Genomic DNA, 24,685 nt, shown 5'->3' with positions numbered 1-24,685 from the left:
CCGGGATCAGGAGGCGGACGCTGCGGGCGCGTTCTGGCGGGTGAGCAAGGCGATGATGTGGGCGAGCTCGTCACGCATCTCACGGCGGTCGACGATCATGTCGATCGCGCCCTTTTCGAGAAGGAATTCGGAGCGCTGGAAGCCCTCGGGAAGGGTCTCGCGCACCGTCTGCTCGATCACGCGCGGTCCGGCGAAACCGATCAGCGCACCCGGCTCGGCGATGACCACGTCCCCCAGGAACGCGAAGCTCGCCGACACCCCGCCCATGGTCGGGTCGGTGAGCACCGTGATGAAGGGTAGACGGCGCTTGGAGAGCCGCGTCAGGCCCGCCGTGGTCTTGGCCATCTGCATCAGCGAGAACAGGCTCTCCTGCATGCGTGCCCCGCCTGAGGCAGTGATGCAGATGAACGGAGCGCGCAGTTGTTCGGCCGCACGCACGCCGCGCATGAAGCGCTCGCCGACGACCGAACCCATGGAACCGCCCATGAAGTCGAATTCGAAACAGGCAACCACCACCGGCTGACCGCACAGGGCGCCGCGCATCACGACCAGCGCATCGTCCTCGGCGGTCTGCTTGGTGGCGGCGGAGAGACGATCCGTGTAGCGCTTGGAGTCGCGAAACTTGAGCGGATCGACCGGCGTGACCTCGCGGCCGATCTCCTCGCGGCCATCGGCGTCGAGCAGATGGTCGAGACGCTCGCGCGCGCGAATGCGCTGGTGATGGCCGCACTTCGGGCAGACCGCCTGGTTGCTGTCCAGATCGGCGCGATAGAGCACGGCCTCGCATGCCGAGCACTTGCTCCACAGCCCTTCGGGAATGGACTTCTTGCCGCCAGCCGCCGACTTGTTGATGCGCGGCGGCAGCAGCTTGCTGAACCAGCTCATCGTCCCTTCTCCTGCAGTTCGTCGAGCGCGTCGCGCAAACCTTGCACGAAGGTGCGTACATTCGCCGCGGCGTCCTCGCGCGCACTGCCCTCGATCTCCTCGATGATGCGACTGCCGACGACGATCGCGTCGGCGAAACGTCCGACGCGCTGCGCGGAGGCGGCATCGCGGATGCCGAAGCCCACCCCGATGGGCAGACCGACGCGCGAGCGGATGCTTTCGATGCGACGCCCGACCTCGTCGAAGTCGACCGCGCCGACCCCGGTCACGCCCTTGAGCGACACGTAGTAGATGTAGCCACTGCCGGCTTCGGAGATGTCGCCGAAACGTTGATCCGTCGACGTCGGCGCCAGCAGGAAGATCGGGTCGAGGCCCGCGTCGCGCACGCGCACTGCGAACTCGCGGCACTCCTCGGGTGGGTAGTCGACCACCAGCACACCGTCAACGCCGGCCTCACGCGCAGCGTCGACGAAGGCCTGCGGTCCCATTGCCTCGATGGGGTTGGCGTAACCCATCAGCACCACTGGGGTGTCGAGGTCGTTCTCGCGAAAGCGGCGCACCAGCTCGATGACCTTGCGCAGCGTCATGCCGCGCGCGAGCGCGCGTTCGGAAGCGCGCTGGATGGTCGGCCCGTCGGCCATCGGATCGGAAAACGGCACGCCAAGCTCGATGATGTCGGCGCCACCTTCGACCAGCGCGTGCATCAGCGACAGGGTCAGTTCTGCGTCGGGGTCGCCGGCGGTGATGAACGGAATCAGGGCCTTGCGGCCCTGTTCGCGCTGGCGTTCGAAAACGGTTTGGATTCTGGACATGAGCTCTTGGGGTCGGTCGGGCCGCGCTCGGCCCGGTTTCAGAACTGGATGCCTGAGCGCTCGGCGACGGTGTGCATGTCCTTGTCGCCGCGCCCCGAGAGGTTCACCAGCAGGATCTTGTCGGCATCGAGCTTCGGCGCCAGACGCATTGCATGGGCGATCGCGTGCGAACTCTCGAGCGCCGGGATGATGCCCTCGAGACGGCACAGGTCGTGGAAGGCCTGCAAGGCCTCGTCATCGGTCACGCCGACGTACTCGGCCCGCGCGCTGTCCTTGAGCCAGGCGTGCTCGGGACCCACGCCGGGGTAGTCGAGGCCGGCCGAGATCGAGTGCGTCTCGATGATCTGGCCGTCGTCGTTCTGCAGCAGATAGGTGCGGTTGCCATGCAGCACGCCGGGCCGACCAGCCGACAGGCTCGCGGAATGATGACCACTGTCGATGCCTTCGCCGGCGGCCTCGACGCCGACCAGACGGACGCCCGGCACGCCGATGTAGGGATGGAAAATGCCCATCGCGTTGGAGCCGCCGCCGACGCAGGCGATGACGTAGTCCGGATGGCGTCCGGTCTGCTCGGGCACCTGGGTCAGGCATTCCTGACCGATCACCGACTGGAAGTCACGCACCAACATCGGGTACGGATGCGGGCCGGCCACCGTACCGATGATGTAGAAGGTGTCGGAGACGTTCGTGACCCAGTCGCGCATGGCCTCGTTGAGCGCGTCCTTGAGCGTGCGCGAGCCCGATTCGACCGGCACCACGGTCGCGCCCAGCAGCTTCATGCGATAGACGTTGGCGGCCTGGCGACGCACGTCCTCGGAACCCATGTACACCACGCACTCCATGCCGTAGCGCGCGGCCACGGTGGCCGTGGCAACGCCGTGCTGGCCGGCCCCGGTCTCGGCGATCACGCGCGGCTTGCCCATGCGCCGCGCCAGCATGGCCTGGCCGATGCAGTTGTTCACCTTGTGTGCACCGGTGTGGTTCAGATCCTCGCGCTTGAGGTAGATGCGCGCGCCGCCGCAATGCTCGGTAAGACGCCGTGCAAAATACACCGGGCTGGGACGGCCGACGTAGTGCTTGAGTTCGTACTCGAACTCGGCGATGAATTCCGGATCCTTGCGCGCCGCCTCGTAGGCCGCGCGCAGTTCGGCGATCGCCGGAATCAACGTCTCCGAGACGAAGGCGCCGCCGTAGGGGCCGAAGTGGCCGCTCGCGTCCGGAAGGGTATAAGGTGTGTCAGCCATCTGCATTTCGAACTCCAGCGATGAACGCGGAGATCTTCTCCGCGCTCTTGATGCCCTTCTCCACTTCGACGCCGCTCGAGACGTCGACCGCCCACGGACGCACGCGACGCACCGCCTCGGTGACATTGTCCGCGTCCAGTCCTCCGGACAGGATCAGCCGGCGACGGTTCAGGCCTGAAGGGATCAGCGACCAATCAAAGGTCCTGCCGCCACCGCCATAGCCCTCGACGAAGGCGTCGAGCAGAATGCCCGTCGCGCCGGCATGGGAAGCGTTGAATTCTAACAGATCGAGGCCCGCTCTCACCCGCGCGGCCTTGAGCCACGGGCGGGCGAAACGCGCGCAATCGGCCTCGTGCTCGTCGCCGTGGAACTGCAACACGTGCAATCGGACATGCGCGAGCACCTCGCGCACCAAGGCTTCCGCGGGGTTGACGAACAGCCCCACCACGCTGACGAACGGCGGCACGGCGGCGACCAGTTCGGCGGCACGCTCCAGCGTCACGCAGCGCGCACTGGGCGGATAGAAGACCAGACCGATCGCATCGGCGCCGGCATCGACCGCCGCGTGCACGTCCTCGATGCGCGTCAGGCCGCAGATCTTGACTCGGGTTCGATGCATTCAGACGAGCGGAAAACGCGGAACGGCGATGATACGCCCATCGCCGGGCAGCGGCCATCGCGGCGGATAATCCACGCCGCACAGATAGAGCCCGTCGGCAGCGAAAGTCGGCGCGCCCTCGCTGCGATCGCGCACGCTCAGCAACGTCTCGATCCACTCCGGCGGATGAGTTCCCTTGCCGACATAGACGAGCGCACCGACCAGATTGCGTACCATGTGGTGCAGGAATCCGTTGGCGTAAAAGTCGAACACCAGGAAGTCGCCGTCGCGCGCCACGCTGGCTGCGTGCATGATGCGGATTGCCGACTTGGCCTGACAGCCGGTCGCCCGGAACGACGTGAAATCATGCGTCCCGATCAGCATCGCGGCCGCGCGGGCCATCGCGTCGACGTCCAGAGGCAGGTGAAACCAGCCAACGCGTCGCGCCAGCAGCGCCGGGCGTGTGCTTGAGTTGTGCAATACGTAGCGATAGCGACGAGCGACGGCCAGGTAGCGCGCATGAAAATCGTCGTCGACCTCCACCGCCCAACGCACCGAGATCGGCGCATCGAGCCGCGTATTGACCCCGCGCACCCAGGCCGAGACGGGGCGCACAGCGTGCGTGTCGAAGTGCGCCACCTGCGCCGTGGCATGCACGCCGGTATCGGTGCGGCCGGCACAATGCAGACGCACGGGATGGTCGGCGATCTGCGCAATCGCGCGCTCGAGACGATCCTGCACCGTGCGCCCGTGCTGCTGGCTCTGCCAGCCCTCGAACGCATCGCCCGCATACTCGACGCCGAACGCGATCCTCATTCAAGGCCTCACCACAGCAGCACGCAGGTGCTCAGCGCGAGCAGCGCGATCACGACGCGATCAAGGGTGCCGAAGGCCTGGCGCTCGACCGCGATGGCCTCGTGCAGATCGTTCGAGTCATCGCTGATCCAGTGATCCCAACGCGGAGGCTTTTCCGCCTCGACGAATCGCAGCACCAGCAGGGTGCGTACGGCAACGCGATCGGCCGGCACGCCCAGCGGGCGCAGGGGCCGCAACAGCGCATGCAGGGCCCCGACCAATCGCGGCGCGGGCAGGTACTCCATGAGCAGCGCGACGAACAGCACGACGACGAGCACGCGCGCGGCATGCTCGTAGGCGAGCACCATGCCCTCGCGCGAAGGGCTGATGGCCGGCCAGTCGACGAAGATCGCTTCGCCCGGCGTGAAGCCGGCGAAGAGGATGACGATCGCGATCAGGATGAAGCGCACACGTTTGACGAGCCGCTTGCCACGCGCCGGCGCATGGCGCGCCGCCGCGATCACGCTCGCGGCGAGTACCAGCGTGAGCGTGCCAAGATCGATAAATTGGAGACCCGCCACGGCGAGCAGCCACAGAAAGACCAGCAGACCGGAATGCATCATGAAAAGCAATCAGCCGGCGGCACCCGGATGGCGGGCACCGCCGGCCGAACGGAGTGAGGCGATCATGCGAGTTTCTCGAGCATGCGCTCGGCAGCCTCACGCTGTTCGGGCGAGCCCTCTTTGACGACTTCGTCGAGCAGTTCGCGCGCACCCTCACGATCGCCCATTTCGTCGTAGGCACGCGCCAGTTCGAGCTTGGTGTCCATCTCGCGCTGCACGTCTTCGGCCGCGAACTCGGGCACTACCCCGGCCGACTCCAGGTTCTGAGCGTCCTCTGCGGCAGCGCGCGAACCCGCCTGGAGATCGTCGAGACTGGGGTCGACCGTCGACAGATCCATGTCGTCGTCCGCGGACGACGCGTGACCGGCCTCCTCGCTCGTCGGCGGACTCAGGTCGAGATCGAAGTCGAGCACGTTGGCGTCGAACTCGGTCTTCTCCAGATCCATGAAGGTCGATTCCTCGACCGGCGGCGTTGCGTCTTCTTCCGTCGCCGCCGCCGTCGCCTGCGGTCCGCCGGGCGCGTCGTCGCCGAGATCCAGGTCGAACGAAAGCATGCTTCCGTCATCGTGGCCGGCGCTGGCCGTCCCGGCGGACTCCTCGGGTTCGGCCGGCGTCACCGTCTCCGGTTCCTCTGCGACTGCATCGAGGTCGAAGTCCAGCGAAGCGATCTCGTCCTGTACCTGCGGCTCGGACAGTTCCTGCGCTTCGTCCGACTGCGCGTCGAGTTCCGGCAGGGCGGCCTCGGACGCTTCGTCATCCGCCCTGTCCGCGGCGATCGCCGTCGTCGCTGCGGTCGCGGCGGCCGCACCCGCGAGCGCGCCAGCGGTCGGAGGCACCGTAGTATTGCCGGAACCACCGTAGAGCGGATTGTCCGGGTCGACGCGCCGGCCCATGGCGACGGCCTTCTGCCAATCCGCGCCCTCGCCGCCGGTACGACCATACAGATCGGTGGCGATCGCCTCGAACTGCTTGCGGTCGCCGCGCTGCTCATAGACCTCGAGCAGCTTCAGGTAGATGGCGTGACGCGAAGCGTCGACCTTGAGCGCATCGAGCAGGATCTCCTCGGCCTGCGCATCGCGTCCGTAGGCCAGATAGACGTCGGCCTCGGCGACGGGGTCGACCCCTTCGTTGGCGTCAATCGCCGACAGCCCGGTCTGACTGAAATCGGTATCGAGCACGCTCGACGGGCCGGCCGACGAAGTGTCGGTGTCGACGCGTTCGCCACCCGGTGCACTGACCACCGACGGCGAATCGCCGTGCGGTTCGGCGTAGTCCGGCGAATCCATGAACTCCGCTTCCTCGCGGCGACGCCGTGCGATACGGATGCCCAGCAATGCGAGCAGGCCCAGCACCAGCGCCCCGCCACCGAGCAGCAGCGGATTGGCGGCAAGGGACTCGAGCATCGACGGTTGCGCCGGAGCCGGAGCCGGTGGCGGCGCGGCCGGGCGAGGCGCCGGGCGATCCTCGGACGCTGCAGCACCCTCGCTCGTGGCCGCATCGTCGCTCGCGGCTTGCCCGCTCTCGCGCTCCGCCTGCAATCGGTTGTTGATCTCGAACGCGCGCTGCATGTCCCGGATCGCTGCCTCGAGCTCGGCGATGCGGCTGTTGGCCTCGTCGAGTTGACGTGAGATGACGACCAGGTCTTCCTCTGCGGCGACGGCAGCGGTATCGACCGGAGGTGGAATGTCGGCCGCCGGGGTCGAAGCATTCGCCTCTGCCGGCGCCTGCGGGATGGGCGCGCCCGAAACCTGGACCTGATCACGCGGCCCGTCGCTGCGCACCACTTCCTCGACACGCGGCTCGACACGCCCCTCGCGCTGCGTCGAGGGCGCGGGCTCGGAAGCGGGCGCACGCGCGGCCGCGGCGCCGGCAACGCGGCGCCGGTAGGCCTCGAACGCCTGGGCCTGGGCGCGAACCTGATCCTGCGCCTCGACCACACCGACTGCGGCGACGGCATCCTCGTCCGGGATGTCGAGCCGCGAATTGGCGAGCAAGCGATTGATGTTGCCATCGGCGAAGGCGTGCTCGTTGGCACGCAGCAGCGCGATGAGCATCTGCTCGAGGTGTGCGCCTTCGGGCATGTACTGCATCGCGATGCGATGCAGGGTCTCGCCGCCGCGTACGCGATGTTCGCCGGAACTGCCCCCGCTCGCTGCGGGCGCCGCCAGGGAGGACCGCGTTTGGGTCTGCGCCTGGCCGCTCGATGCAGCCTCGGCGGGCCGCCGCTCGACCGGATCGAGCAACAGCGTGTACTCGCGCGTCACGCGGCCGGCTGACCAGCTCAGTTCAACGAGGACGTCGACGAAGGGTTCGCTGACGGCGCGGCGGCTGTTGACGCGCAACACCGGTCGGCTCGACGACCGGTCGATGGTGATCTCGAGATCCTGCATCAGCGGCGAGTACGTCAAGCCGGCTTGACGGAAGGCATCCGGCCCCGGCACCAGCGCGGCCATGCCGTCCAGTTCGTCCGCTGCGGCCTGAAGCTCGATTTCAGCGCGCAAGGGCTGCCCCAGTGCGCTGAAAACATTGATGCCGCCGAGTCCGGCGGCACCGACCCATGACGGGAGCGTCGCAGCGATGGCGGCTGCGAGAACGGATACCCTGAGCGATTTGTTCATAGCGATCGTCGTGTTCAAGCGCCCGGTAGGACGAAAAGTGGCCTCAGGCCCGGACACGCGGACACGACTACTCGCCCCGCATGTTCAGCGCAATCTAGCATCTTCTTTAACTTCACGCAGCAACTTGCACTTTCAATTGGCATTTTGATACGCGAATGCCGACCTGAACGCAACACGCGACCCTATCGCCGATGTGGCAGGTGCCGCATTGGCGACACGCCACATCGATGCGATCAGCGCCCGAGCAGGATGCCGAGCATGCGACGCAGCGGCTCGGCCGCGCCCCACAGCAACTGATCGCCGACCGTGAATGCACTCAGGTATTCCGGTCCCATCGCCATCTTGTGCAGGCGCCCCACAGGTACCGACAGCGTACCGGTAACCGCCGCCGGCGTGAGATCGCGCTCGGTGGCCTCACGCTCGTTCGGAACGACCTTGACCCAGTCGTTGGCCTCGCCGAGGATCTGCTCGATCTCGGCCATCGGTACGTCGCGCTTGAGCTTGATGGTGAGTGCCTGGGCGTGGCAGCGCATCGCGCCGATGCGAACGCACACGCCGTCGATGGGCACACTGCCCGGACTGCGGAACGCGGGTCGGCCGAGAATCTTGTTGCACTCGGCGCCACCCTTCCACTCTTCCTTGGACTGGCCATGCTCGACCGGCACGTCGATCCACGGGATCAGGCTGCCCGCCAGCGCGGCGCCGCGGAAGTTGTCCACCGGAAAGTCGGGCGAGCGCATCGTCTCGATGACCTTGCGGTCGATGTCGAGGATGGCCGAACGCGGATCGGCCAGCTCATCGGCCACGGCATCGCGCAGCATGCCCATCTGCGTGATCAGGTCGCGCATGTTCTGGGCGCCGGCCCCGGAGGCCGCCTGATAGGTCATGGCCGAGATCCACTCGACCAGATCGGCACGCAGCAGCCCGCCCAAGCCCATGAGCATCAGCGATACCGTGCAGTTGCCGCCGATCCAGTTGCGATTGCCGTTCTCGAGTGCGGCGTCGATGACGTCGCGATTGACCGGATCGAGCACAATCACTGCATCATCGGCCATGCGCAATGTGCTGGCCGCGTCGATCCAGTGCCCGTTCCAGCCGCTCGTGCGCAGCGTCTCGAAGACCTGCTTGGTGTAGTCCCCGCCCTGGCAGCTGACCACGATGTCGCACGCGGCCAGTGCATCGATGTCGGAGGCGTCGTGGAGCATACCGCCCGCCTTGCCGCCGAAGTCCGGGGCCTTGCCGCCGGCGTTCGACGTCGAGAAATACACCGGCTCGATGCGGGCGAAATCGCCCTCCTCTTCCATGCGCTGCATCAGCACGGAACCGACCATGCCGCGCCAGCCTACCAGTCCTACCTTGTTCATCTGCCTACCTCTCGTCCGGTGAATGGGGCCCTCACAGGGCCGCGAGTACCGCGTCGCCCATCTGCGTGGTACCGACGCGCTTGAGCCCCGGCTCGTAGATGTCGCCCGTGCGGTAGCCCTCGGCGAGCACCTTCTGCACCGCATTCTCGATGCGCTGCGCGTGCTCGTCGAGCGAGAACGTGTAGCGCAGCATCATCGCCGCCGACAGGATGGTCGCCAGCGGGTTGGCCAGCCCCTTGCCGGCGATGTCCGGTGCCGAGCCATGCGAGGGCTCGTACATGCCCTTGCTGTTCTCGTCGAGCGAGGCCGACGGCAGCATGCCGATCGAACCGGTGAGCATCGCCGCCTCGTCCGAGAGGATGTCGCCGAACATGTTGCCGGTGACGATCACGTCGAACTGCCTGGGGTTGCGCACCAGTTGCATCGCCGCGTTGTCCACGAGCATGTGGGACAACTCGACATCCGGGTATTCCGGTTCGAGTTCGATCATCACCTCACGCCACAACTGCGAGGTCTCGAGCACGTTCATCTTGTCGACCGAGCACAGGCGCTTGTTGCGCTTGCGCGCGGCCTCGAAGGCGACGCGGCCGATGCGGCGGATCTCGCTCTCCGAGTAGTGCATGGTGTTGAAGCCGAAGCGCTCGCCGTCGCGGATCTCGATGGCCCGCGGCTGACCGAAGTAGATGTCGCCGGTGAGTTCGCGCACGATCAGGATGTCCAGCCCGGAGACGATGTCCGGCTTGAGCGAAGAGGCGTTGGCCAGTTCGGCGTACAGGATCGCCGGTCGGAAGTTGGCGAACAGGTTGAGATCCTTGCGGATGCGCAACAGGCCGCGCTCGGGCCGCTGTTCGCGCGGATTGGCGTCCCACTTGGGTCCACCGACGGCGCCCAGCAGGATGGCATCGGCCTCGCGCACGAGTTTCTGCGAGGCCTCGGGCAGCGGGTCACCGGTCGCGTCCACGGCGCAACCACCGACCTGAGCCTCCTCGAACTCCATCTTCAGGTCCAGCGCCTTGAGCACGCGAACCGCTTCAGCCATGATCTCCGGGCCGATACCGTCGCCCGGGGCAATGCAAATCTTCATCGGGGTGCTTCTCCAGTCGTCCCGAGCCGGCTTGCGGCTCAGGAAAAGTAATACGGATGCTCGGTGCGTCGGCGCGCTTCGAAGGCCTTGATCTCGTCGCCGTGCAGCAGGGTCAGCCCGATGTCGTCCCAGCCATTGAGCAGGCATTCCTTGCGGAAGTCATCGACCTCGAAGGAGATGCTCGTGCCGTCGGGGCGGGTGACCGTTTGCGCGACCAGGTCGACGACCAGGCGGTAACCCTCCGTGGCCTCGCACTCGCGGAACAGTTCATCGACGGTCTGCGTCGGCAGCACGATCGGCAACAGCCCGTTCTTGAAGCTGTTGTTGAAGAATATTTCGGCAAAGCTCGGCGCGATGATCACGCGAAAGCCGTAGTCCTCGAGTGCCCAGGGGGCGTGCTCGCGCGAACTGCCACAACCGAAGTTCTCGCGCGCGAGCAGGATCTGCGCGCCCTCGTAACGTGGCTGGTTGAGTACGAAGTCCGGGTTCTTCGGTCGTGCGCTGCAGTCCTGGCCGGGCTGGCCGACATCGAGGTAACGCCATTCGTCGAACAGGTTCGGTCCGAAGCCGGTGCGCTTGATCGACTTCAGGAACTGTTTCGGAATGATCGCATCGGTGTCGACGTTCGCCCGGTCCAGGGGAGCGACGAGACCGTCGAGGGTCTCGAATTTCTTCATCACTTGGCCGACTTCTGGATGGCTTCGCCACCTTTCTCGATGTCCTTGCCGGCACCTTCCATGGTGTTGCAACCCGCGACCAGCAGGCCGGCGGCGAGAACCAGAGCGATCATCTTGAATTTCTTCTGCATGGCAATCTCCTTTCAGTTCATGTTGCGTACATCGACAAAATGCCCGGTCACGGCCGCGGCTGCGGCCATCGCGGGACTCACGAGATGAGTCCGCCCTCCAGCTCCCTGACGGCCCTCGAAATTGCGGTTGGAGGTCGACGCGCAACGCTCGCCCGGTTCCAGCCGGTCGGCATTCATCGCCAGGCACATCGAACAGCCCGGTTCGCGCCACTCGAAACCGGCATCCAGGAAAATCCGGTCCAGACCTTCTTTTTCGGCCTGCACCTTGACCAGACCCGAACCCGGCACGACCAGCACACGGCGCACATTATCCGCCTTGCGACGACCCTTCACCACTGCGGCGGCCTCGCGCAGATCCTCGATGCGCGAGTTGGTGCAGGAGCCGATAAAGACCTGATCGAGCGCGATCTCGGTCATCGGGGTGTTCGGGGCCAGCCCCATGTACTTGAGCGCACGCTCGGTACTCTCGCGGCGCACCGGATCGCTGATGCTCGCCGGATCAGGCACACGCCCGCCGATCGCGGTGACCATCTCGGGCGAGGTGCCCCAGGTCACTTGCGGCTCGATGGTAGCGGCGTCTAGCTCCACCACGCGGTCGAACACGGCATCCTCGTCGGAGTGCAACGTGCGCCAGTAGGCCACGGCCTTGTCCCAGTCCTCGCCGGTCGGCGCGAACGGGCGTCCCTCGACATAATCGATCGTGGTCTGATCCACCGCCACCAAGCCGGCGCGTGCGCCGGCCTCGATGGCCATGTTGCAGATCGTCATGCGCCCTTCCATCGACAGGGCGCGAATCGCGCTGCCGCCGAACTCGATTGCGTAGCCGGTGCCGCCCGCGGTGCCGATCTTGCCGATGATGGCCAGCACGATGTCCTTGGCGGTCACGCCACGTGGCAAGTCGCCATCGACGCGCACCAGCATGTTCTTGGACTTCTTCTGCAGCAGACACTGCGTGGCGAGCACATGCTCCACTTCCGAGGTGCCGATGCCGTGCGCGAGGCAGCCGAAAGCGCCGTGCGTCGAGGTGTGCGAGTCGCCGCACACCACGGTCATGCCGGGCAGGGTCGCACCGTTCTCGGGGCCGATGACGTGCACGATGCCCTGGCGATCGTCACGGAACGGAAAGTAGGCCAGCGCACCGACCTCGCGGATGTTGGCATCCAGCGTCTCGACCTGCTGGCGCGAGACGGGATCCTTAATGCCTTCATCCCAGTGATCGGTGGGCGTGTTGTGATCGGCCGTGGCGACGATCGAGTGCACGCGCCAGGGCTTGCGCTGCGCGAGCTTGAGCCCCTCGAAAGCTTGCGGGCTGGTGACCTCGTGCACGAGATGGCGATCGATGTAGATCAGTGCCGTGCCGTTGGCTTCCTGCCGCACCAGATGGGCGTCCCACAATTTGTCGTACAAGGTGCGCGGTTTCATGCGTGCTTTTCCAGCGGGAAAAAGTCCCTGATTATTTCACATGCCGCGACGACAGGCCAAATCCTGGCCGCGCGCGTCACTCAGCGCCGCGCCTGCCGGTACAGCGGCATGACGCGCTCGCTCGCCTGACGCAGTTCGCGTTGACGTTCGTCATGTGCCGGGTGGGTAGACAACCACTTGGGCGGACCGCCGGCCGAGCGCGACGACATCTTGTCCCACAGGCTGACGGCCGCGCGCGGATCGTAGCCGGCGCGCGCGGCCAGTTCCACGCCGATGCGGTCGGCCTCGGTCTCGTGCAGGCGAGAATGCGGCAGTTCGAAGGTCACCCTTGCGACCTGGCCCATCAGGTTGGTACCGGCCTCACCCGCACCGAGAATGGCGCCGGCAAGCGACACACCGATGCCGGTGGCCATCGAGCGCGACACGCGCTCGCGGGCATGTTCGCGCAAGGCATGGGCGATCTCGTGACCCAGCACGGCGGCGATCTCATCGTCGCTCAGTTCGAGCTGTTCGATGAGCCCCGAATAGATCGCCATCTTGCCGCCTGCCATGCACCAGGCGTTGAGCTGGTCGGAACGGATCACGTTGATTTCCCACGGCCAGCCCGCGGCATCGGTACGGAAACTGCCCACCTGCGCGACGAGCCGGTTCGTGATCGTGCGCACGCGCTCGAGCTGGCGCGCATCGCGGTTGAGCACGCCCTGCTTACGCGCCTCCTCCATCATTTCCGCGTACTGTTTGGCCGAGGCCTGCTCGACCTCCTCGGCCGACACCATCATCAACTGGTTGCGCTCGACCCCGACCGCGCCGCTGCCGGTGGTCTGCACGCTCTGGCATCCGGCCAGTAGCAGCGACAGCAACAGCGCGCCCGAAATCGCGCCAAAGGAAGCCTTCATGTGCGTCAATCTCCTCGTTGTTCGGACCGCTCGCCACGCCAGCCCGTCATCAACCAGATCAGTCCCACCAGCGCGAACGACGAACTTGTCGTGAAAGTCCAGCCCGCCCCGATGGTGTCCCAGCTCACGCCGCCGAGCAAGCCTCCCAGCATGCCTCCTGCGCCGAAGGACAGGCTGCCGTAAAGTGCCTGCCCGTGCGCCTGCAGCCGCCCCGGAAACCAGCGCGCGATCATCGCGATCGCTGCCGCATGATAGGCGCCGAAGGTCACGCCGTGCAGCAGCTGTCCGACGACCAGCAACGCGAAGCTGTCCGCGCCCCAGCCGATCAGGAGGAAGCGCAGCACTGCCGCGGCGAACGAGAACAGCAGGATGGCACGCATGCCGAAGCGCGTCGCCAGCGCCGGCATGATCAGGAACACGCCGATCTCGGCAATCACGCCCAGCGCCCACATCCAGCCGATCACGGCCTTGCCATAGCCGTGATCGGCCAGGTGGATGGAGTAGAACACGTACCAGGCTCCGTGCGCTGCCGCCATGAAGAAACACGCGCCCAGCAGCGCGACGACCTCCGGCCGGCGCAGCGTCTCGCCCAGCCGTGCGCGGGCGCGCCCCGCCGTGGGTGCGGCCGCCTCGGGCAGGAAAATTGCGCAGGCGACGATACCCACCAGCACCAGCGCAATGATCACCAGCACCCGGTCGATGGCGACGAAATCGAGCAGATACCCCAGTCCCACCACGGCGACGATGAAGCCCAGCGAGCCCCACAAGCGGATGCGGCCGTAGCGATGTCCGAGCGCCCCGAGATGGGCGAAGGTGAGACTCTCGACGAGCGGTAGCGCCGCGCTCCAGAAAAAGGCCATCAACACCATCGCGAGGAACATGCCGGCAAAGTCGGTGGTGAAGAAGAACGGGCAGAAGCCGGCCAGGCTGGCGATGGCGGAAGCACGCACGATGGGTACGCGCAGGCCGGTACGCTCGGCCAGCCAGCCCCACAGGCTGGGCGCGAGCACACGCATGACCTGCATCACCGACATCAGGACCGCGATGTCGGTCGGGCCGTAATCGAGCGACTGCAGATAGAGCGTGAAGTACGGCGAGAATGCGCCGACGAAGCCGAAATAGAAGAAGTAGTAGGTGGACAGCCGCCAGTACGGAAACATGGTCCATCCGGGGCCGGGCACAGCGGGCTGCGCCGCGGCCTTCAGGCCTCGGGTGCGGGCGGCGTCTGCCGCCCCTCGGGCGCGAGTCGCGGCACGACGGGCGTGGCCGTGCGCACGTCGCCACACTGCGCGCGATGACGCAGCGCATGGTCCATCAGCACCAGCGCCAGCATGGCCTCGGCGATCGGCGTGGCGCGAATGCCCACGCACGGATCGTGACGCCCGTGCGTGTTGACGATCACGGCATTGCCCTGCTTGTCGATGGAGCGCCGATCCAGCCGGATGCTGGAGGTGGGCTTGATGGCGATGCTGACCAGAATGTCCTGCCCGGTGCTCAGCCCGCCCAGAACCCCCCCGGCGTTGTTCGACAGAAAGCCCTCTGGCGTGATCTCGTCGGAATGCTCGGTGCCGCGCTGCGCCACCGAGGCGAAGCCGGAACCGATCTCCACACCCTTGACGGCATTGATGTTCATCATGGCGTAGGCGATGTCGGCGTCGAGACGGTCATACACGGGCTCGCCCCAGCCCACGGGCAGTCCGGTGGCCACGGCATTGATGCGCGCGCCGACCGAGTCTCCGGACTTGCGCAAGGCATCCATGAACGACTCGAGCTGCGGCACGACTTGCGCGTTGGGCGCGAAGAACGGATTGCGGTCGACTTCGGCCCAGTCCTCGAACGGGATGTCGATGGGGCCCAGCGCGGCCATGTAGCCGCGGATCACGATGCCGTGACGCTCACGCAACCACTTTCTGGCGATCGCGCCGGCCGCGACGCGCACCGCCGTCTCGCGCGCCGAAGAGCGCCCGCCACCGCGATGGTCACGGATGCCGTACTTCTGCCAGTAGGGGTAATCTGCGTGGCCCGGGCGGAAGGTCTCGGCGATGTTGCCGTAGTCCTTGGAACGCTGGTCCTGGTTGCGGATGAGCAGCGAGATCGGCGTGCCGGTGGTGACGCCCTCGAACACTCCGGACAGGATCTCGACCTCGTCGCTCTCGCGGCGCTGCGTCACATGACGCGAGGTTCCCGGCTTGCGCCGGTCGAGTTCGCGCTGGATGTCCGCGGCCGAAATCGCCAGCCCGGGCGGACATCCGTCGACGACACAACCGATGGCCGGGCCGTGCGACTCGCCGAACGAAGTAACGCTGAATAGCTTGCCTTGGGTATTGCCGGACATGGGGAAACTCGCGCGCAGGCCGTCGTTTCGAGGCTGCGGATTCTAGCACGCGAGCGAGGCTCACTCTTCGTCGCGCAAGGCCCGGCGCAGGATCTTGCCGACGTTGGTCTTGGGCAGCGAATCGCGAAACTCCACGCGGTGCGGCACCTTGTAGGCGGTCAGGCTCGCCCGGCAATGCGCGATCAGCGCGTCTTCGGTCAGCGAGACATCGCGCCGCACGACGAAGACCTTGACCAGCTCGCCGCTGCGCTCGTCGGGCACACCCACCGCCGCGGCCTCGAGCACCTGCGGATGGGAGGCGAGCACGTCCTCGATCTCGTTGGGAAAGACGTTGAAGCCGGACACGTTGATCATGTCCTTCTTGCGATCGACGATGGTCAGAAAGCCGTGCTCGTCCATCGTCGCGATGTCGCCAGAACGGAAGAAACCGTCCACGGTGAAGGCGGCGGCCGTCTCCTCGGGACGCTGCCAATACTCGCTCATAACCTGTGGTCCGCGGATGCACAGCTCACCCGGCTCCCCGGGCGGCAGCTCGTTGTCGTCGTCGTCGCGGATGGACACATCGGTCGACGGCAGGGGCAAACCGATGGAATGGTTGTAGTGGTCCAGGTCGAGCGGGTTGATGCTCACTGCCGGCGAGGTTTCGGTCAGGCCATAGGCCTCGATCAAGGTGTTTCCGGTGGCTGCCTGCCAGCGCTCGGCCACGCGGCGCTGCACGGCCATGCCACCGCCCAGCGTGATCTTGAGCGAGGAGAAATCGAGCTTGCCAAAGTCGGGGTGGTTGAGCAGCGCATTGAACAGGGTGTTGACGCCAGTGATCGCCGTGAACCGGTGACGGCCGAGTTCCTTGACGAAGCCCGGGATGTCACGCGGATTGGTGATCAGCAGATTGGTCGCACCGAGGCTGCCGAACATCAGGCAGTTCGCGGTCAGCGAGAAGATGTGATAGAGCGGCAGCGCGGTGACGATGAGTTCGCGTCCCTCCTCGACGCACGGACGAATCCACGCGTGCGCCTGGGCGAGGTTGGCGCAGATGTTGGCGTGCGTGAGCACCGCGCCCGGTCGTACCCCCGGTGTACTGCAGGAAGGCGATGTCCCCGGGCGCGGGCGTCACCGGCTCGAAACTGCGCCGAGCCCCGCGCGCGAGCGCGTCGTCAAAGCGCACATGCCCTGGCAGCCTCCATGCGGGCACCATCTTGCGCACATGGCGCACCACGAAGTTGACGAGCCAGCGCTTCGGTGCGCCGAGCAGATCGCCCAGACCCGTGACCACGACGTTGCGCGGAACAGCGTCTCCGAGTCTGGCGACCGTGTGAGCGAAATTCTCGAGTACGAGGAGCGTGCCGGCACCGGAATCGACGAGCTGATGCTCAAGCTCACGCGCCGTATAGAGCGGATTGACGTTGACCACGGTGCAGCCCGCGCGCAAGGCCCCGAACAAGGCGACCGGATACTGCAGCACATTGGGCAGCATCAGCGCCACGCGCGCACCGGGCTCAAGCCCGAGATCCATACGCAGGAAGGCGGCGAAATGCAGCGACAGACGATCGAGTTCTGCATAGGTCAGACTGCGTCCCATGCATACATAGGCTGGGCGTTCGGCGAAACGCCGTGCCGCCTCTTCGATCGCCTCGACAAGGTTCGCGTAATCGGGCTCGATCTCGGCAGGCACGCCCGACGGATAGCTGCGCAACCAGATCCGCTCCATTGCTCGCGCTCCGTCTGCCTGCACCGACCGATCCGACCCTCAGCGTTCGAGTTCGCCCAGCTTGTCCTTGACCTGGGCCCACTCGTCGGCATCGGCCGGCGCGTCCTTGGTCTCGACGATGGCCGGCCACTGCTTGGCCAGCTCCGCGTTGAGTTCGATGAAATGCTGCTGGTCATCGGGCACGTCGTCCTCGGCGAAGATCGCCTCGACCGGGCATTCGGCCACGCACAGCGTGCAGTCGATGCACTCGTCGGGGTCGATCACGAGAAAGTTCGGTCCTTCACGGAAACAGTCCACCGGGCACACGTCCACACAGTCGGTGTACTTGCAGCGGATGCAGGATTCGGTCACAACATAGGTCATGGGAAGGGTTCTCCGGGTGTTGTTGGGGACGCATCGATTCGTCCGCAGTGCCCGACAATATAGCCGACGAGAGGGGGTTTTCGCCACGTTCGCAACGCCGTCAGGCGCTCTCGCCGGGGAAAACCTTGACGCAACGCACGGCTTGGCATAAGTTTCGGCATCACTCGGAACATCTCCGAACACTCCCGACTCTCACCTGCCCGTGCGTCGCGCGCGGCACGGTCGCACACCAAACACTTTCACGCCCTTCGAAACATCCACGCGAGGAAACATGAGCGAACACATTCATCACGTCACCGACAGCAACTTCGACGCCGAAGTCCTGCAGGAACCGCTCCCGGTTCTGGTGGACTACTGGGCAGAATGGTGCGGACCGTGCAAGATGATCGCCCCGATCCTCGACGACATTGCCAGCGAGTACGCAGGCAAGCTCAAGATCGCCAAGCTCAACATCGACGACAATCAGGAAACACCGGCTAAGTTCGGCATTCGTGGCATCCCCACACTGATGCTTTTCAAGGGTGGCAATGTCGAGGCGACCAAGGTCGGCGCATTGTCCAAGTCCCAACTGACGGCGTTCATCGACAGCAACCTCTGATTCCGCATGCGGGCGCCCTGCCGGGCGCTCCCCGCCTGTCGCCGGGCAACCGCCGGGCGGCACCGAGATCCGTCTCCGTCTCCCTTCCGATCATTCATTCACCTGAAGCGCGATCGCGCACACACCTGCCATGCATCTATCGGAGCTCAAAGCCCTCCACGTCAGCCAGCTGCTCGAAATGGCCACCACCAATGGCATCGACGGCGCAAACCGGCTGAAGAAACAGGAACTCGTATTCGCACTGCTGAAGAACCGGGCCAAGAAGGGCGAGCCGATCTTCGGTGACGGCGCCCTCGAGGTGTTGCCGGACGGCTTCGGCTTCCTGCGCTCGCCCGACACGTCGTACCTGGCCGGGACCGACGACATCTATGTCTCGCCGTCCCAGATTCGCCGCTTCAACCTGCACACCGGCGACACCATCGAAGGCGAGATCCGCACGCCCAAGGACGGCGAGCGCTACTTCGCGATGGTCAAGCTCGACAAGATCAACGGCGAACCGCCCGAGAACTGCAAGCACAAGATCCTGTTCGAGAACCTCACGCCGCTGCACCCCAACGAGTGCCTGAAGCTCGAGCGCGACATCCGCAGCGAAGAGAACATCACCGGCCGCGTGATCGACATGATCGCGCCGATCGGCAAGGGCCAGCGCGGACTGATCGTATCGTCGCCGAAAAGCGGCAAGACGGTGATGCTGCAGCACATTGCCCACGCCATCATCACCAACCACCCGGACATCACCGTCATCGTGCTGTTGATCGACGAGCGTCCGGAGGAAGTCACCGAGATGCAGCGCTCGGTGCGCGGCGAGGTGGTGGCCTCGACCTTCGACGAGCCCGCCTCGCGTCACGTGCAGGTTGCCGAAATGGTCATCGAGAAGGCCAAGCGCCTGACCGAACACAAGAAGGACGTGGTGATCCTGCTCGACTCCCTGACCCGACTGGCACGCGCATACAACACCGTCGTACCCGCCTCCGGCAAGGTACTCACCGGTGGTGTCGACGCAAACGCGTTGCAGAAACCCAAGCGCTTTTTCGGCGCAGCGCGCAACATTGAGGAAGGTGGTAGCCTGACGATCATCGCCACCGCGCTGATCGACACCGGCAGCCGCATGGACGACGTGATCTACGAGGAGTTCAAGGGCACCGGCAACATGGAACTGCACCTGGACCGTCGCATGGCGGAGAAGCGCGTCTATCCTGCGATCAACGTCAATCGCTCGGGCACGCGACGCGAAGAGTTGCTGATGAAGCCGGACATCCTCCAGAAGGTCTGGATTCTGCGCAAGCTGCTCTACGGCATGGACGACATGGACGCAATGGAATTCCTGCTCGACAAGGTCAAGGCGACCAAGAACAACGCGGAATTCTTCGACGCGATGCGACGCGGCTGAAGCCGCGGCGGGCTTCGCGGCCCGCGACTCTCACCGGAGCGGACGAAGCATGAGTACTCTGCGATGGTTCAAGGACCAGTCCGGGGTGGTCGTGGCGGTGACGGTAGTCACCGGCTTCGCCGTGTTGGCTCTGTCCTTCTGGCTGCTGTTCAGCATTGTTCGCCCGGCACCGCCGCGCAGCGTGACGATGATGACCGGAACACCTGCCGGTGGCTACGCCATGTTCGCCGAACGATATCGCGCGTCACTCGAACGTGAGGGCATCGAACTCGTGCTACGCCCCTCGTCGGGCTCTGTCGAGAATCTGCGCGCCCTCAAGACCGACTCGACGGTCGATCTCGCTTTCATCCAGAGTGGCATCGCCCACGAACCCGACTCGACCGACCTGATCTCCCTCGGCAGCATGTATTTCGAGCCGGCCTGGATCTTCCACCGTCTCGACGCCCCACTGACACGCCTGGCCCAACTGGACGGCAAGCGTGTCGCCATGGGAGAGCCGGGCAGCGGCACCCACCTGCTCGCACTGCAGATGCTCGCCGCGAGCGGCATCCCGCTCAATGCCGAAGGCCTGATGACGACCGGCGGCGAACAAGCGACTCAGGCACTGTTCGATGGCCGCGTCGATGCGCTCTTCGTCATCTCTGGAGCCGAGAGCCCGATCGTCCGTACGCTGCTTCACGCGCCCGGCATCGAACTCGCGGAACTGACGCACACCCCCGCCTATGCGCGACGCATGCCACACTTGGAGACCGTGGTTCTGCCCGCCGGATCCATCGATCTCGTCGACATCAGCCCGCCGCGCGACGTCACCCTGCTAGGCGCCACCGCCAACCTCGTCGCGCGCAGCGATCTCCACCCGGCCATCATCAGCCTTCTGCTGCAGGCCGCACGCGACATTCATGGCGGGCCGGGACTCTTCCAGCGGGCGGGCGAGTATCCCGTCCTGCTCGGACGCGACCTGCCACCGAGCAGCGTCGCGCAACGCCTCTACGACGCCGGCCCGCCCTTCCTCCAGCGCTATCTGCCGTTCTGGCTGGCGATCCTCGTCGACCGCCTGCTCATCGCGCTGCTGCCCTTGGTGGCGATCATGATCCCGCTCATGCGCATCCTGCCCGCCCTTTACTCCTGGAGAATGCGCTCGCGCATCTATCGCTGGTACGGCGAACTGAAGTTTCTCGAGCGCCGCATCGAACAGGATGCATCGGACGCGCAGATCGATGAATACATAGCGCAACTCGATCGCATCGAGGAGCGCGCCAATCATCGACGCGTACCACTGTCGTACAACAATGAGCTCTATACCTTGCGCGAACACATCCAGCTCGTTCGCAGCAGATTGCAGCACCTGAAAGACGCCCATGCGCGCGCGCGACATGCGTCACCGTAATGCGGCCGACGCGACTGTGCACGGTGTGCGTAGCCGGACGCAAAAAAGCCGCTGAATCGATTTGATTCAGCGGCTTTTTGCTGTTGGTTAGTCTGACGATGACCTACTTTCACACAGGTAATCTGCACTATCATCGGCGCGGGCCTGTTTCACGTTCCTGTTCGGGATGGGAAGGTGTGGTTCCAGGCTGCTATGGTCGTCAGACTTTGACGGGTAACAAATTGGGGGTGTTTGGCGTGTGTGTTTTGAGTGTTGGGCTGCGTGATTGCGTCGAGCGCACGGATTCACGTTGTGTTGCATGGTTATAGGATCAAGCCTCACGGGCAATTAGTACCGGTTAGCTCAACGCATTACTGCGCTTACACACCCGGCCTATCAACGTTGTGGTCTTCAACGACCCTTCAGCAGGCTCAAGGCCTGAGGGAAGTCTCATCTTGAGGCGAGTTTCCCGCTTAGATGCTTTCAGCGGTTATCTCTTCCGCACTTAGCTACCCGGCGATGCGACTGGCGTCACAACCGGTACACCAGAGGTGCGTCCACTCCGGTCCTCTCGTACTAGGAGCAGGTCCTCTCAAACTTCCAGCGCCCACGGCAGATAGGGACCAAACTGTCTCACGACGTTTTAAACCCAGCTCACGTACCACTTTAAATGGCGAACAGCCATACCCTTGGGACCGGCTACAGCCCCAGGATGTGATGAGCCGACATCGAGGTGCCAAACTCCGCCGTCGATGTGAACTCTTGGGCGGAATCAGCCTGTTATCCCCAGAGTACCTTTTATCCGTTGAGCGATGGCCCTTCCATACAGAACCACCGGATCACTATGACCTGCTTTCGCACCTGCTCGACTTGTCGGTCTCGCAGTCAAGCCATCTTCTGCCATTGCACTATCAACACGATGTCCGACCGTGTCTAGATGACCTTCGTACTCCTCCGTTACTCTTTGGGAGGAGACCGCCCCAGTCAAACTGCCTGCCATGCACGGTCCCCGATCCGGATTCACGGACCCAGGTTAGAACCTCAACGACACCAGGGTGGTATTTCAAGGTTGGCTCCATGAGAACTGGCGTTCCCACTTCAAAGCCTCCCACCTATCCTACACAAGTGACGTCAAAGTCCAATGCAAAGCTACAGTAAAGGTTCATGGGGTCTTTCCGTCTTGCCGCGGGGAGATTGCATCTTCACAAACACTTCAACTTCGCTGAGTCTCAGGAGGAGACAGTGTGGCCATCGTTACGCCATTCGTGCAGGTCGGAACTTACCCGACAAGGAATTTCGCTACCTTAGGACCGTTATAGTTACGGCCGCCGTTTACCGGGGCTTCGATCAAGAGCTCTCACCCCATCACTTAACCTTCCGGCACCGGGCAGGCGTCACACCGTATACGTCATCTTTCGATTTTGCACAGTGCTGTGTTTTTAATAAACAGTCGCAGCCACCGATTCTCTGCGGCCCACGTCAGCTCCACCCGCGAGGGGCTTCACCTACCATGGGCATACCTTCTCCCGAAGTTACGGTATCAATTTGCCGAGTTCCTTCTCCTGAGTTCTCTCAAGCGCCTGGGTATTTTCTACCTGCCCACCTGTGTCGGTTTGCGGTACGGTCACTCTATGACTGAAGCTTAGAGGCTTTTCCTGGAAGCAGGGTATCACTCACTTCGAGCCACAAGGGCTCTCGTTATCACGCCTTGGCTCAGCTCTCCGGATTTGCCTAGAGAGCACGCCTACACGCTTGAACCGGGACGTCCAACACCCGGCTGAGCTAACCTTCTCCGTCCCCCCATCGCATCATAGAGCGGTACAGGAATATTGACCTGTTTCCCATCGACTACGCTTTTCAGCCTCGCCTTAGGGGCCGACTCACCCTGCGCCGATGAACGTTGCGCAGGAAACCTTGGGCTTTCGGCGAGGGAGCTTTTCACTCCCTTTATCGCTACTCATGTCAGCATTCGCACTTCCGATACCTCCAGCATCCTTCACAAGACACCTTCACAGGCCTACGGAACGCTCCCCTACCATGCACATAGTGCATCCGCAGCTTCGGTTCATGGCTTGAGCCCCGTTACATCTTCCGCGCAGGACGACTCGACTAGTGAGCTATTACGCTTTCTTTAAAGGATGGCTGCTTCTAAGCCAACCTCCTAGCTGTCTGGGCCTTCCCACCTCGTTTGCCACTTAGCCATGCATTTGGGACCTTAGCTGGCGGTCTGGGTTGTTTCCCTCTTGACAACGGACGTTAGCACCCGCTGTCTGTCTGCCGTATATCACTTTGCGGTATTCGGAGTTTGCGATCGCGGGGTAAATCGCGATGACCCCCCAACGATTACAGTGCTCTACCCCCGCAAGTGTCCGTACGACGCACTACCTAAATAGTTTTCGGGGAGAACCAGCTATCTCCGGATTTGTTTAGCCTTTCACCCCTATCCACAGCTCATCCCCTAATTTTTCAACATTAGTGGGTTCGGACCTCCAGTGCGTGTTACCGCACCTTCATCCTGGCCATGGATAGATCATCCGGTTTCGGGTCTACATCATGCTACTCAAGCGCCCTTATCAGACTCGCTTTCGCTACGCCTCCCCTAATCGGTTAAGCTCGCAACATGACGTAAGTCGCTGACCCATTATACAAAAGGTACGCAGTCACCCCTCAAGGAGGCTCCCACTGTTTGTATGCATGCGGTTTCAGGATCTATTTCACTCCCCTCCCGGGGTTCTTTTCGCCTTTCCCTCACGGTACTGGTTCACTATCGGTCGATCACGAGTATTTAGCCTTGGAGGATGGTCCCCCCATCTTCAGACAGGATTTCACGTGTCCCGCCCTACTTGTCGCACGCTCAGACCCGCCACCGATTTTTCGCATACGGGGCTATCACCCTGTATCGCCGGACTTTCCAGACCGTTCTGCTAAATCAATGGTTTAGTCGTGCAGGCTGTTGCGCGTTCGCTCGCCACTACTTGCGCAATCTCGGTTGATTTCTTTTCCTCGAGCTACTTAGATGTTTCAGTTCGCTCGGTTCGCCCCAACTGGCCTATGTATTCAGCCAGAGGTGACCCTTGCGGGCCGGGTTTCCCCATTCGGATATCTACGGATCAAAGCTCCATTGCCAGCTCCCCGTAGCTTTTCGCAGGCTTGCACGTCCTTCATCGCCTGTGATCGCCAAGGCATCCACCACATGCACTTAGTCGCTTGATCCTATAACCATGCCCCTGTCACCAGGGAACCAGTCATCGGCACTCAACGCGTCTCGTGTGCTTCTCGCGCTCCACCGTGCCGGTTCAAAGCCAGCGCAGCGCGATTTGTTTCAATGCAATCACACAACCCATGTAGCCACCGACCTGACATAAACGCCGGCGGCCACACGCTTTACACTTCCCAATTTGTTAAAGAACGCAAGCCTCAAAAAGCCAAGGCTAAGCACTGCAGCCACCCGCTACCGCCGCGGCCACACTGCTTAACCTTCCCTTACTTCGAACGAATCGGTCTGTACGCCCCCAATACTCTGGTGGAGCTGGTCTGGATCGAACCGACGACCCTCGGCTTGCAAAGCCGATGCTCTCCCAGCTGAGCTACAGCCCCCGCGTTGTGTGCGCACAATCTGATCAGTGGTGGGTCTGGTTGGGTTCGAACCAACGACCCCCGCCTTATCAAGACGGTGCTCTAACCAGCTGAGCTACAGACCCTCGGGCACTTCTTCGTTCGAGGCTCTTCTTTCATCCGGACAATCGATAAGTTGTGGGCGCTTGAAGACGACTGCG

At 64.0% G+C, this 24,685-nt stretch carries 19 protein-coding genes, 2 tRNA genes, 2 rRNA genes and 1 pseudogene; 3 read left to right on the top strand and 21 right to left on the bottom strand.

All coding sequences use genetic code 11. The features are described 5' to 3' along the window. Nucleotides 1-6 precede the first annotated feature (6 nt). From accD to fdxA, 17 genes and pseudogenes are all read right to left on the bottom strand, one after another. The gene (gene accD / locus C0099_RS07210) at nucleotides 7-885 is read right to left on the bottom strand and encodes an acetyl-CoA carboxylase, carboxyltransferase subunit beta (protein ID WP_102246807.1); all 879 of its coding nucleotides are present in this window, start codon (nucleotides 883-885) and stop codon (nucleotides 7-9) included. Next, nucleotides 882-1,697 carry a tryptophan synthase subunit alpha gene (gene trpA, locus C0099_RS07205; protein ID WP_102246806.1) on the bottom strand — a complete coding sequence of 272 codons (816 nt, stop codon included), beginning with the start codon at nucleotides 1,695-1,697 and terminating at the stop codon, nucleotides 882-884. The genes accD and trpA overlap by 4 nt, the downstream gene beginning before the upstream one ends. A gap of 38 nt (nucleotides 1,698-1,735) precedes the next feature. Continuing rightward, complete coding sequence (gene trpB, locus C0099_RS07200; RefSeq protein WP_102246805.1) at nucleotides 1,736-2,947, bottom strand: tryptophan synthase subunit beta; 1,212 nt, start codon at nucleotides 2,945-2,947, stop codon at nucleotides 1,736-1,738. Continuing rightward, the gene (locus tag C0099_RS07195; protein WP_102246804.1) at nucleotides 2,934-3,560 is read right to left on the bottom strand and encodes a phosphoribosylanthranilate isomerase; all 627 of its coding nucleotides are present in this window, start codon (nucleotides 3,558-3,560) and stop codon (nucleotides 2,934-2,936) included. Before C0099_RS07195 ends, trpB begins: the two co-directional genes overlap by 14 nt. Continuing rightward, complete coding sequence (gene truA, locus C0099_RS07190) at nucleotides 3,561-4,355, bottom strand: tRNA pseudouridine(38-40) synthase TruA (protein ID WP_102246803.1); 795 nt, start codon at nucleotides 4,353-4,355, stop codon at nucleotides 3,561-3,563. 8 nt (nucleotides 4,356-4,363) lie between these two features. Next, on the bottom strand, nucleotides 4,364-4,957 hold the full coding sequence (locus tag C0099_RS07185; protein WP_228151672.1) for a CbiQ family ECF transporter T component: 594 nt from the start codon (nucleotides 4,955-4,957) through the stop codon (nucleotides 4,364-4,366). Between the two features lie 62 nt (nucleotides 4,958-5,019). Then, nucleotides 5,020-7,575 carry a FimV/HubP family polar landmark protein gene (locus C0099_RS07180; RefSeq protein WP_102246802.1) on the bottom strand — a complete coding sequence of 852 codons (2,556 nt, stop codon included), beginning with the start codon at nucleotides 7,573-7,575 and terminating at the stop codon, nucleotides 5,020-5,022. Between the two features lie 233 nt (nucleotides 7,576-7,808). Further along, nucleotides 7,809-8,939 (bottom strand): aspartate-semialdehyde dehydrogenase, encoded by a 1,131-nt coding sequence (gene asd / locus C0099_RS07175; RefSeq protein ID WP_102246801.1) that lies wholly within the window; start codon nucleotides 8,937-8,939, stop codon nucleotides 7,809-7,811. A 31-nt stretch (nucleotides 8,940-8,970) separates the two neighbouring features. Then, on the bottom strand, nucleotides 8,971-10,023 hold the full coding sequence (leuB, locus tag C0099_RS07170; RefSeq protein ID WP_102246800.1) for a 3-isopropylmalate dehydrogenase: 1,053 nt from the start codon (nucleotides 10,021-10,023) through the stop codon (nucleotides 8,971-8,973). Nucleotides 10,024-10,061: 38 nt separating this feature from the next. Further along, on the bottom strand, nucleotides 10,062-10,700 hold the full coding sequence (leuD, locus tag C0099_RS07165) for a 3-isopropylmalate dehydratase small subunit (RefSeq protein ID WP_102246799.1): 639 nt from the start codon (nucleotides 10,698-10,700) through the stop codon (nucleotides 10,062-10,064). After that, entirely contained in the window at nucleotides 10,700-10,831 is a 132-nt protein-coding gene (locus C0099_RS07160) for an entericidin A/B family lipoprotein (protein ID WP_102246798.1), read from the bottom strand. Before C0099_RS07160 ends, leuD begins: the two co-directional genes overlap by 1 nt. 12 nt (nucleotides 10,832-10,843) lie before the next feature. After that, nucleotides 10,844-12,253 (bottom strand): 3-isopropylmalate dehydratase large subunit, encoded by a 1,410-nt coding sequence (gene leuC / locus C0099_RS07155; RefSeq protein WP_102246797.1) that lies wholly within the window; start codon nucleotides 12,251-12,253, stop codon nucleotides 10,844-10,846. Nucleotides 12,254-12,333: 80 nt separating this feature from the next. Continuing rightward, nucleotides 12,334-13,149 (bottom strand): M48 family metallopeptidase, encoded by an 816-nt coding sequence (locus C0099_RS07150; RefSeq protein ID WP_102246796.1) that lies wholly within the window; start codon nucleotides 13,147-13,149, stop codon nucleotides 12,334-12,336. A 5-nt stretch (nucleotides 13,150-13,154) separates the two neighbouring features. Beyond that, complete coding sequence (locus C0099_RS07145) at nucleotides 13,155-14,309, bottom strand: MFS transporter (RefSeq protein WP_102246795.1); 1,155 nt, start codon at nucleotides 14,307-14,309, stop codon at nucleotides 13,155-13,157. 41 nt (nucleotides 14,310-14,350) lie between these two features. Continuing rightward, nucleotides 14,351-15,484 carry a chorismate synthase gene (gene aroC / locus C0099_RS07140; RefSeq protein WP_102246794.1) on the bottom strand — a complete coding sequence of 378 codons (1,134 nt, stop codon included), beginning with the start codon at nucleotides 15,482-15,484 and terminating at the stop codon, nucleotides 14,351-14,353. A 60-nt stretch (nucleotides 15,485-15,544) separates the two neighbouring features. Next, nucleotides 15,545-17,192: pseudogene (locus tag C0099_RS07135) on the bottom strand (AMP-binding protein). Between the two features lie 39 nt (nucleotides 17,193-17,231). After that, complete coding sequence (gene fdxA / locus C0099_RS07130; protein ID WP_102246793.1) at nucleotides 17,232-17,555, bottom strand: ferredoxin FdxA; 324 nt, start codon at nucleotides 17,553-17,555, stop codon at nucleotides 17,232-17,234. A 271-nt stretch (nucleotides 17,556-17,826) separates the two neighbouring features. Here fdxA and trxA point away from each other — a divergent pair, with 271 nt between their 5' ends. The 3 genes from trxA (at nucleotide 17,827) to C0099_RS07115 (ending at nucleotide 20,930) form a co-directional block, all read left to right on the top strand. Beyond that, nucleotides 17,827-18,153, top strand: a complete 327-nt coding sequence (gene trxA / locus C0099_RS07125) for a thioredoxin TrxA (RefSeq protein ID WP_102246792.1) — start codon at nucleotides 17,827-17,829, stop codon at nucleotides 18,151-18,153. A 130-nt stretch (nucleotides 18,154-18,283) separates the two neighbouring features. Then, the gene (gene rho / locus C0099_RS07120; RefSeq protein WP_102246791.1) at nucleotides 18,284-19,543 is read left to right on the top strand and encodes a transcription termination factor Rho; all 1,260 of its coding nucleotides are present in this window, start codon (nucleotides 18,284-18,286) and stop codon (nucleotides 19,541-19,543) included. A gap of 49 nt (nucleotides 19,544-19,592) precedes the next feature. Then, nucleotides 19,593-20,930, top strand: a complete 1,338-nt coding sequence (locus tag C0099_RS07115; protein ID WP_102246790.1) for a TAXI family TRAP transporter solute-binding subunit — start codon at nucleotides 19,593-19,595, stop codon at nucleotides 20,928-20,930. Between the two features lie 90 nt (nucleotides 20,931-21,020). Here C0099_RS07115 and rrf read toward each other — a convergent pair. The 4 genes from rrf to C0099_RS07095 form a co-directional block, all read right to left on the bottom strand. After that, nucleotides 21,021-21,134 (bottom strand): 5S ribosomal RNA (gene rrf / locus C0099_RS07110). A 102-nt stretch (nucleotides 21,135-21,236) separates the two neighbouring features. Beyond that, nucleotides 21,237-24,122, bottom strand: a 23S ribosomal RNA gene (locus C0099_RS07105). A 308-nt stretch (nucleotides 24,123-24,430) separates the two neighbouring features. After that, nucleotides 24,431-24,506, bottom strand: a tRNA-Ala gene (locus C0099_RS07100). Between the two features lie 27 nt (nucleotides 24,507-24,533). After that, nucleotides 24,534-24,610 (bottom strand) — tRNA-Ile (locus tag C0099_RS07095). Nucleotides 24,611-24,685 lie beyond the last annotated feature (75 nt).

Origin of the sequence: Pseudazoarcus pumilus (assembly GCF_002872475.1) — a bacterium.
Lineage (GTDB): Bacteria > Pseudomonadota > Gammaproteobacteria > Burkholderiales > Rhodocyclaceae > Pseudazoarcus > Pseudazoarcus pumilus.
The sequence above is the reverse complement of the archived record's forward strand: the minus strand, read 5'-3'. Positions and strand labels throughout refer to the sequence as shown.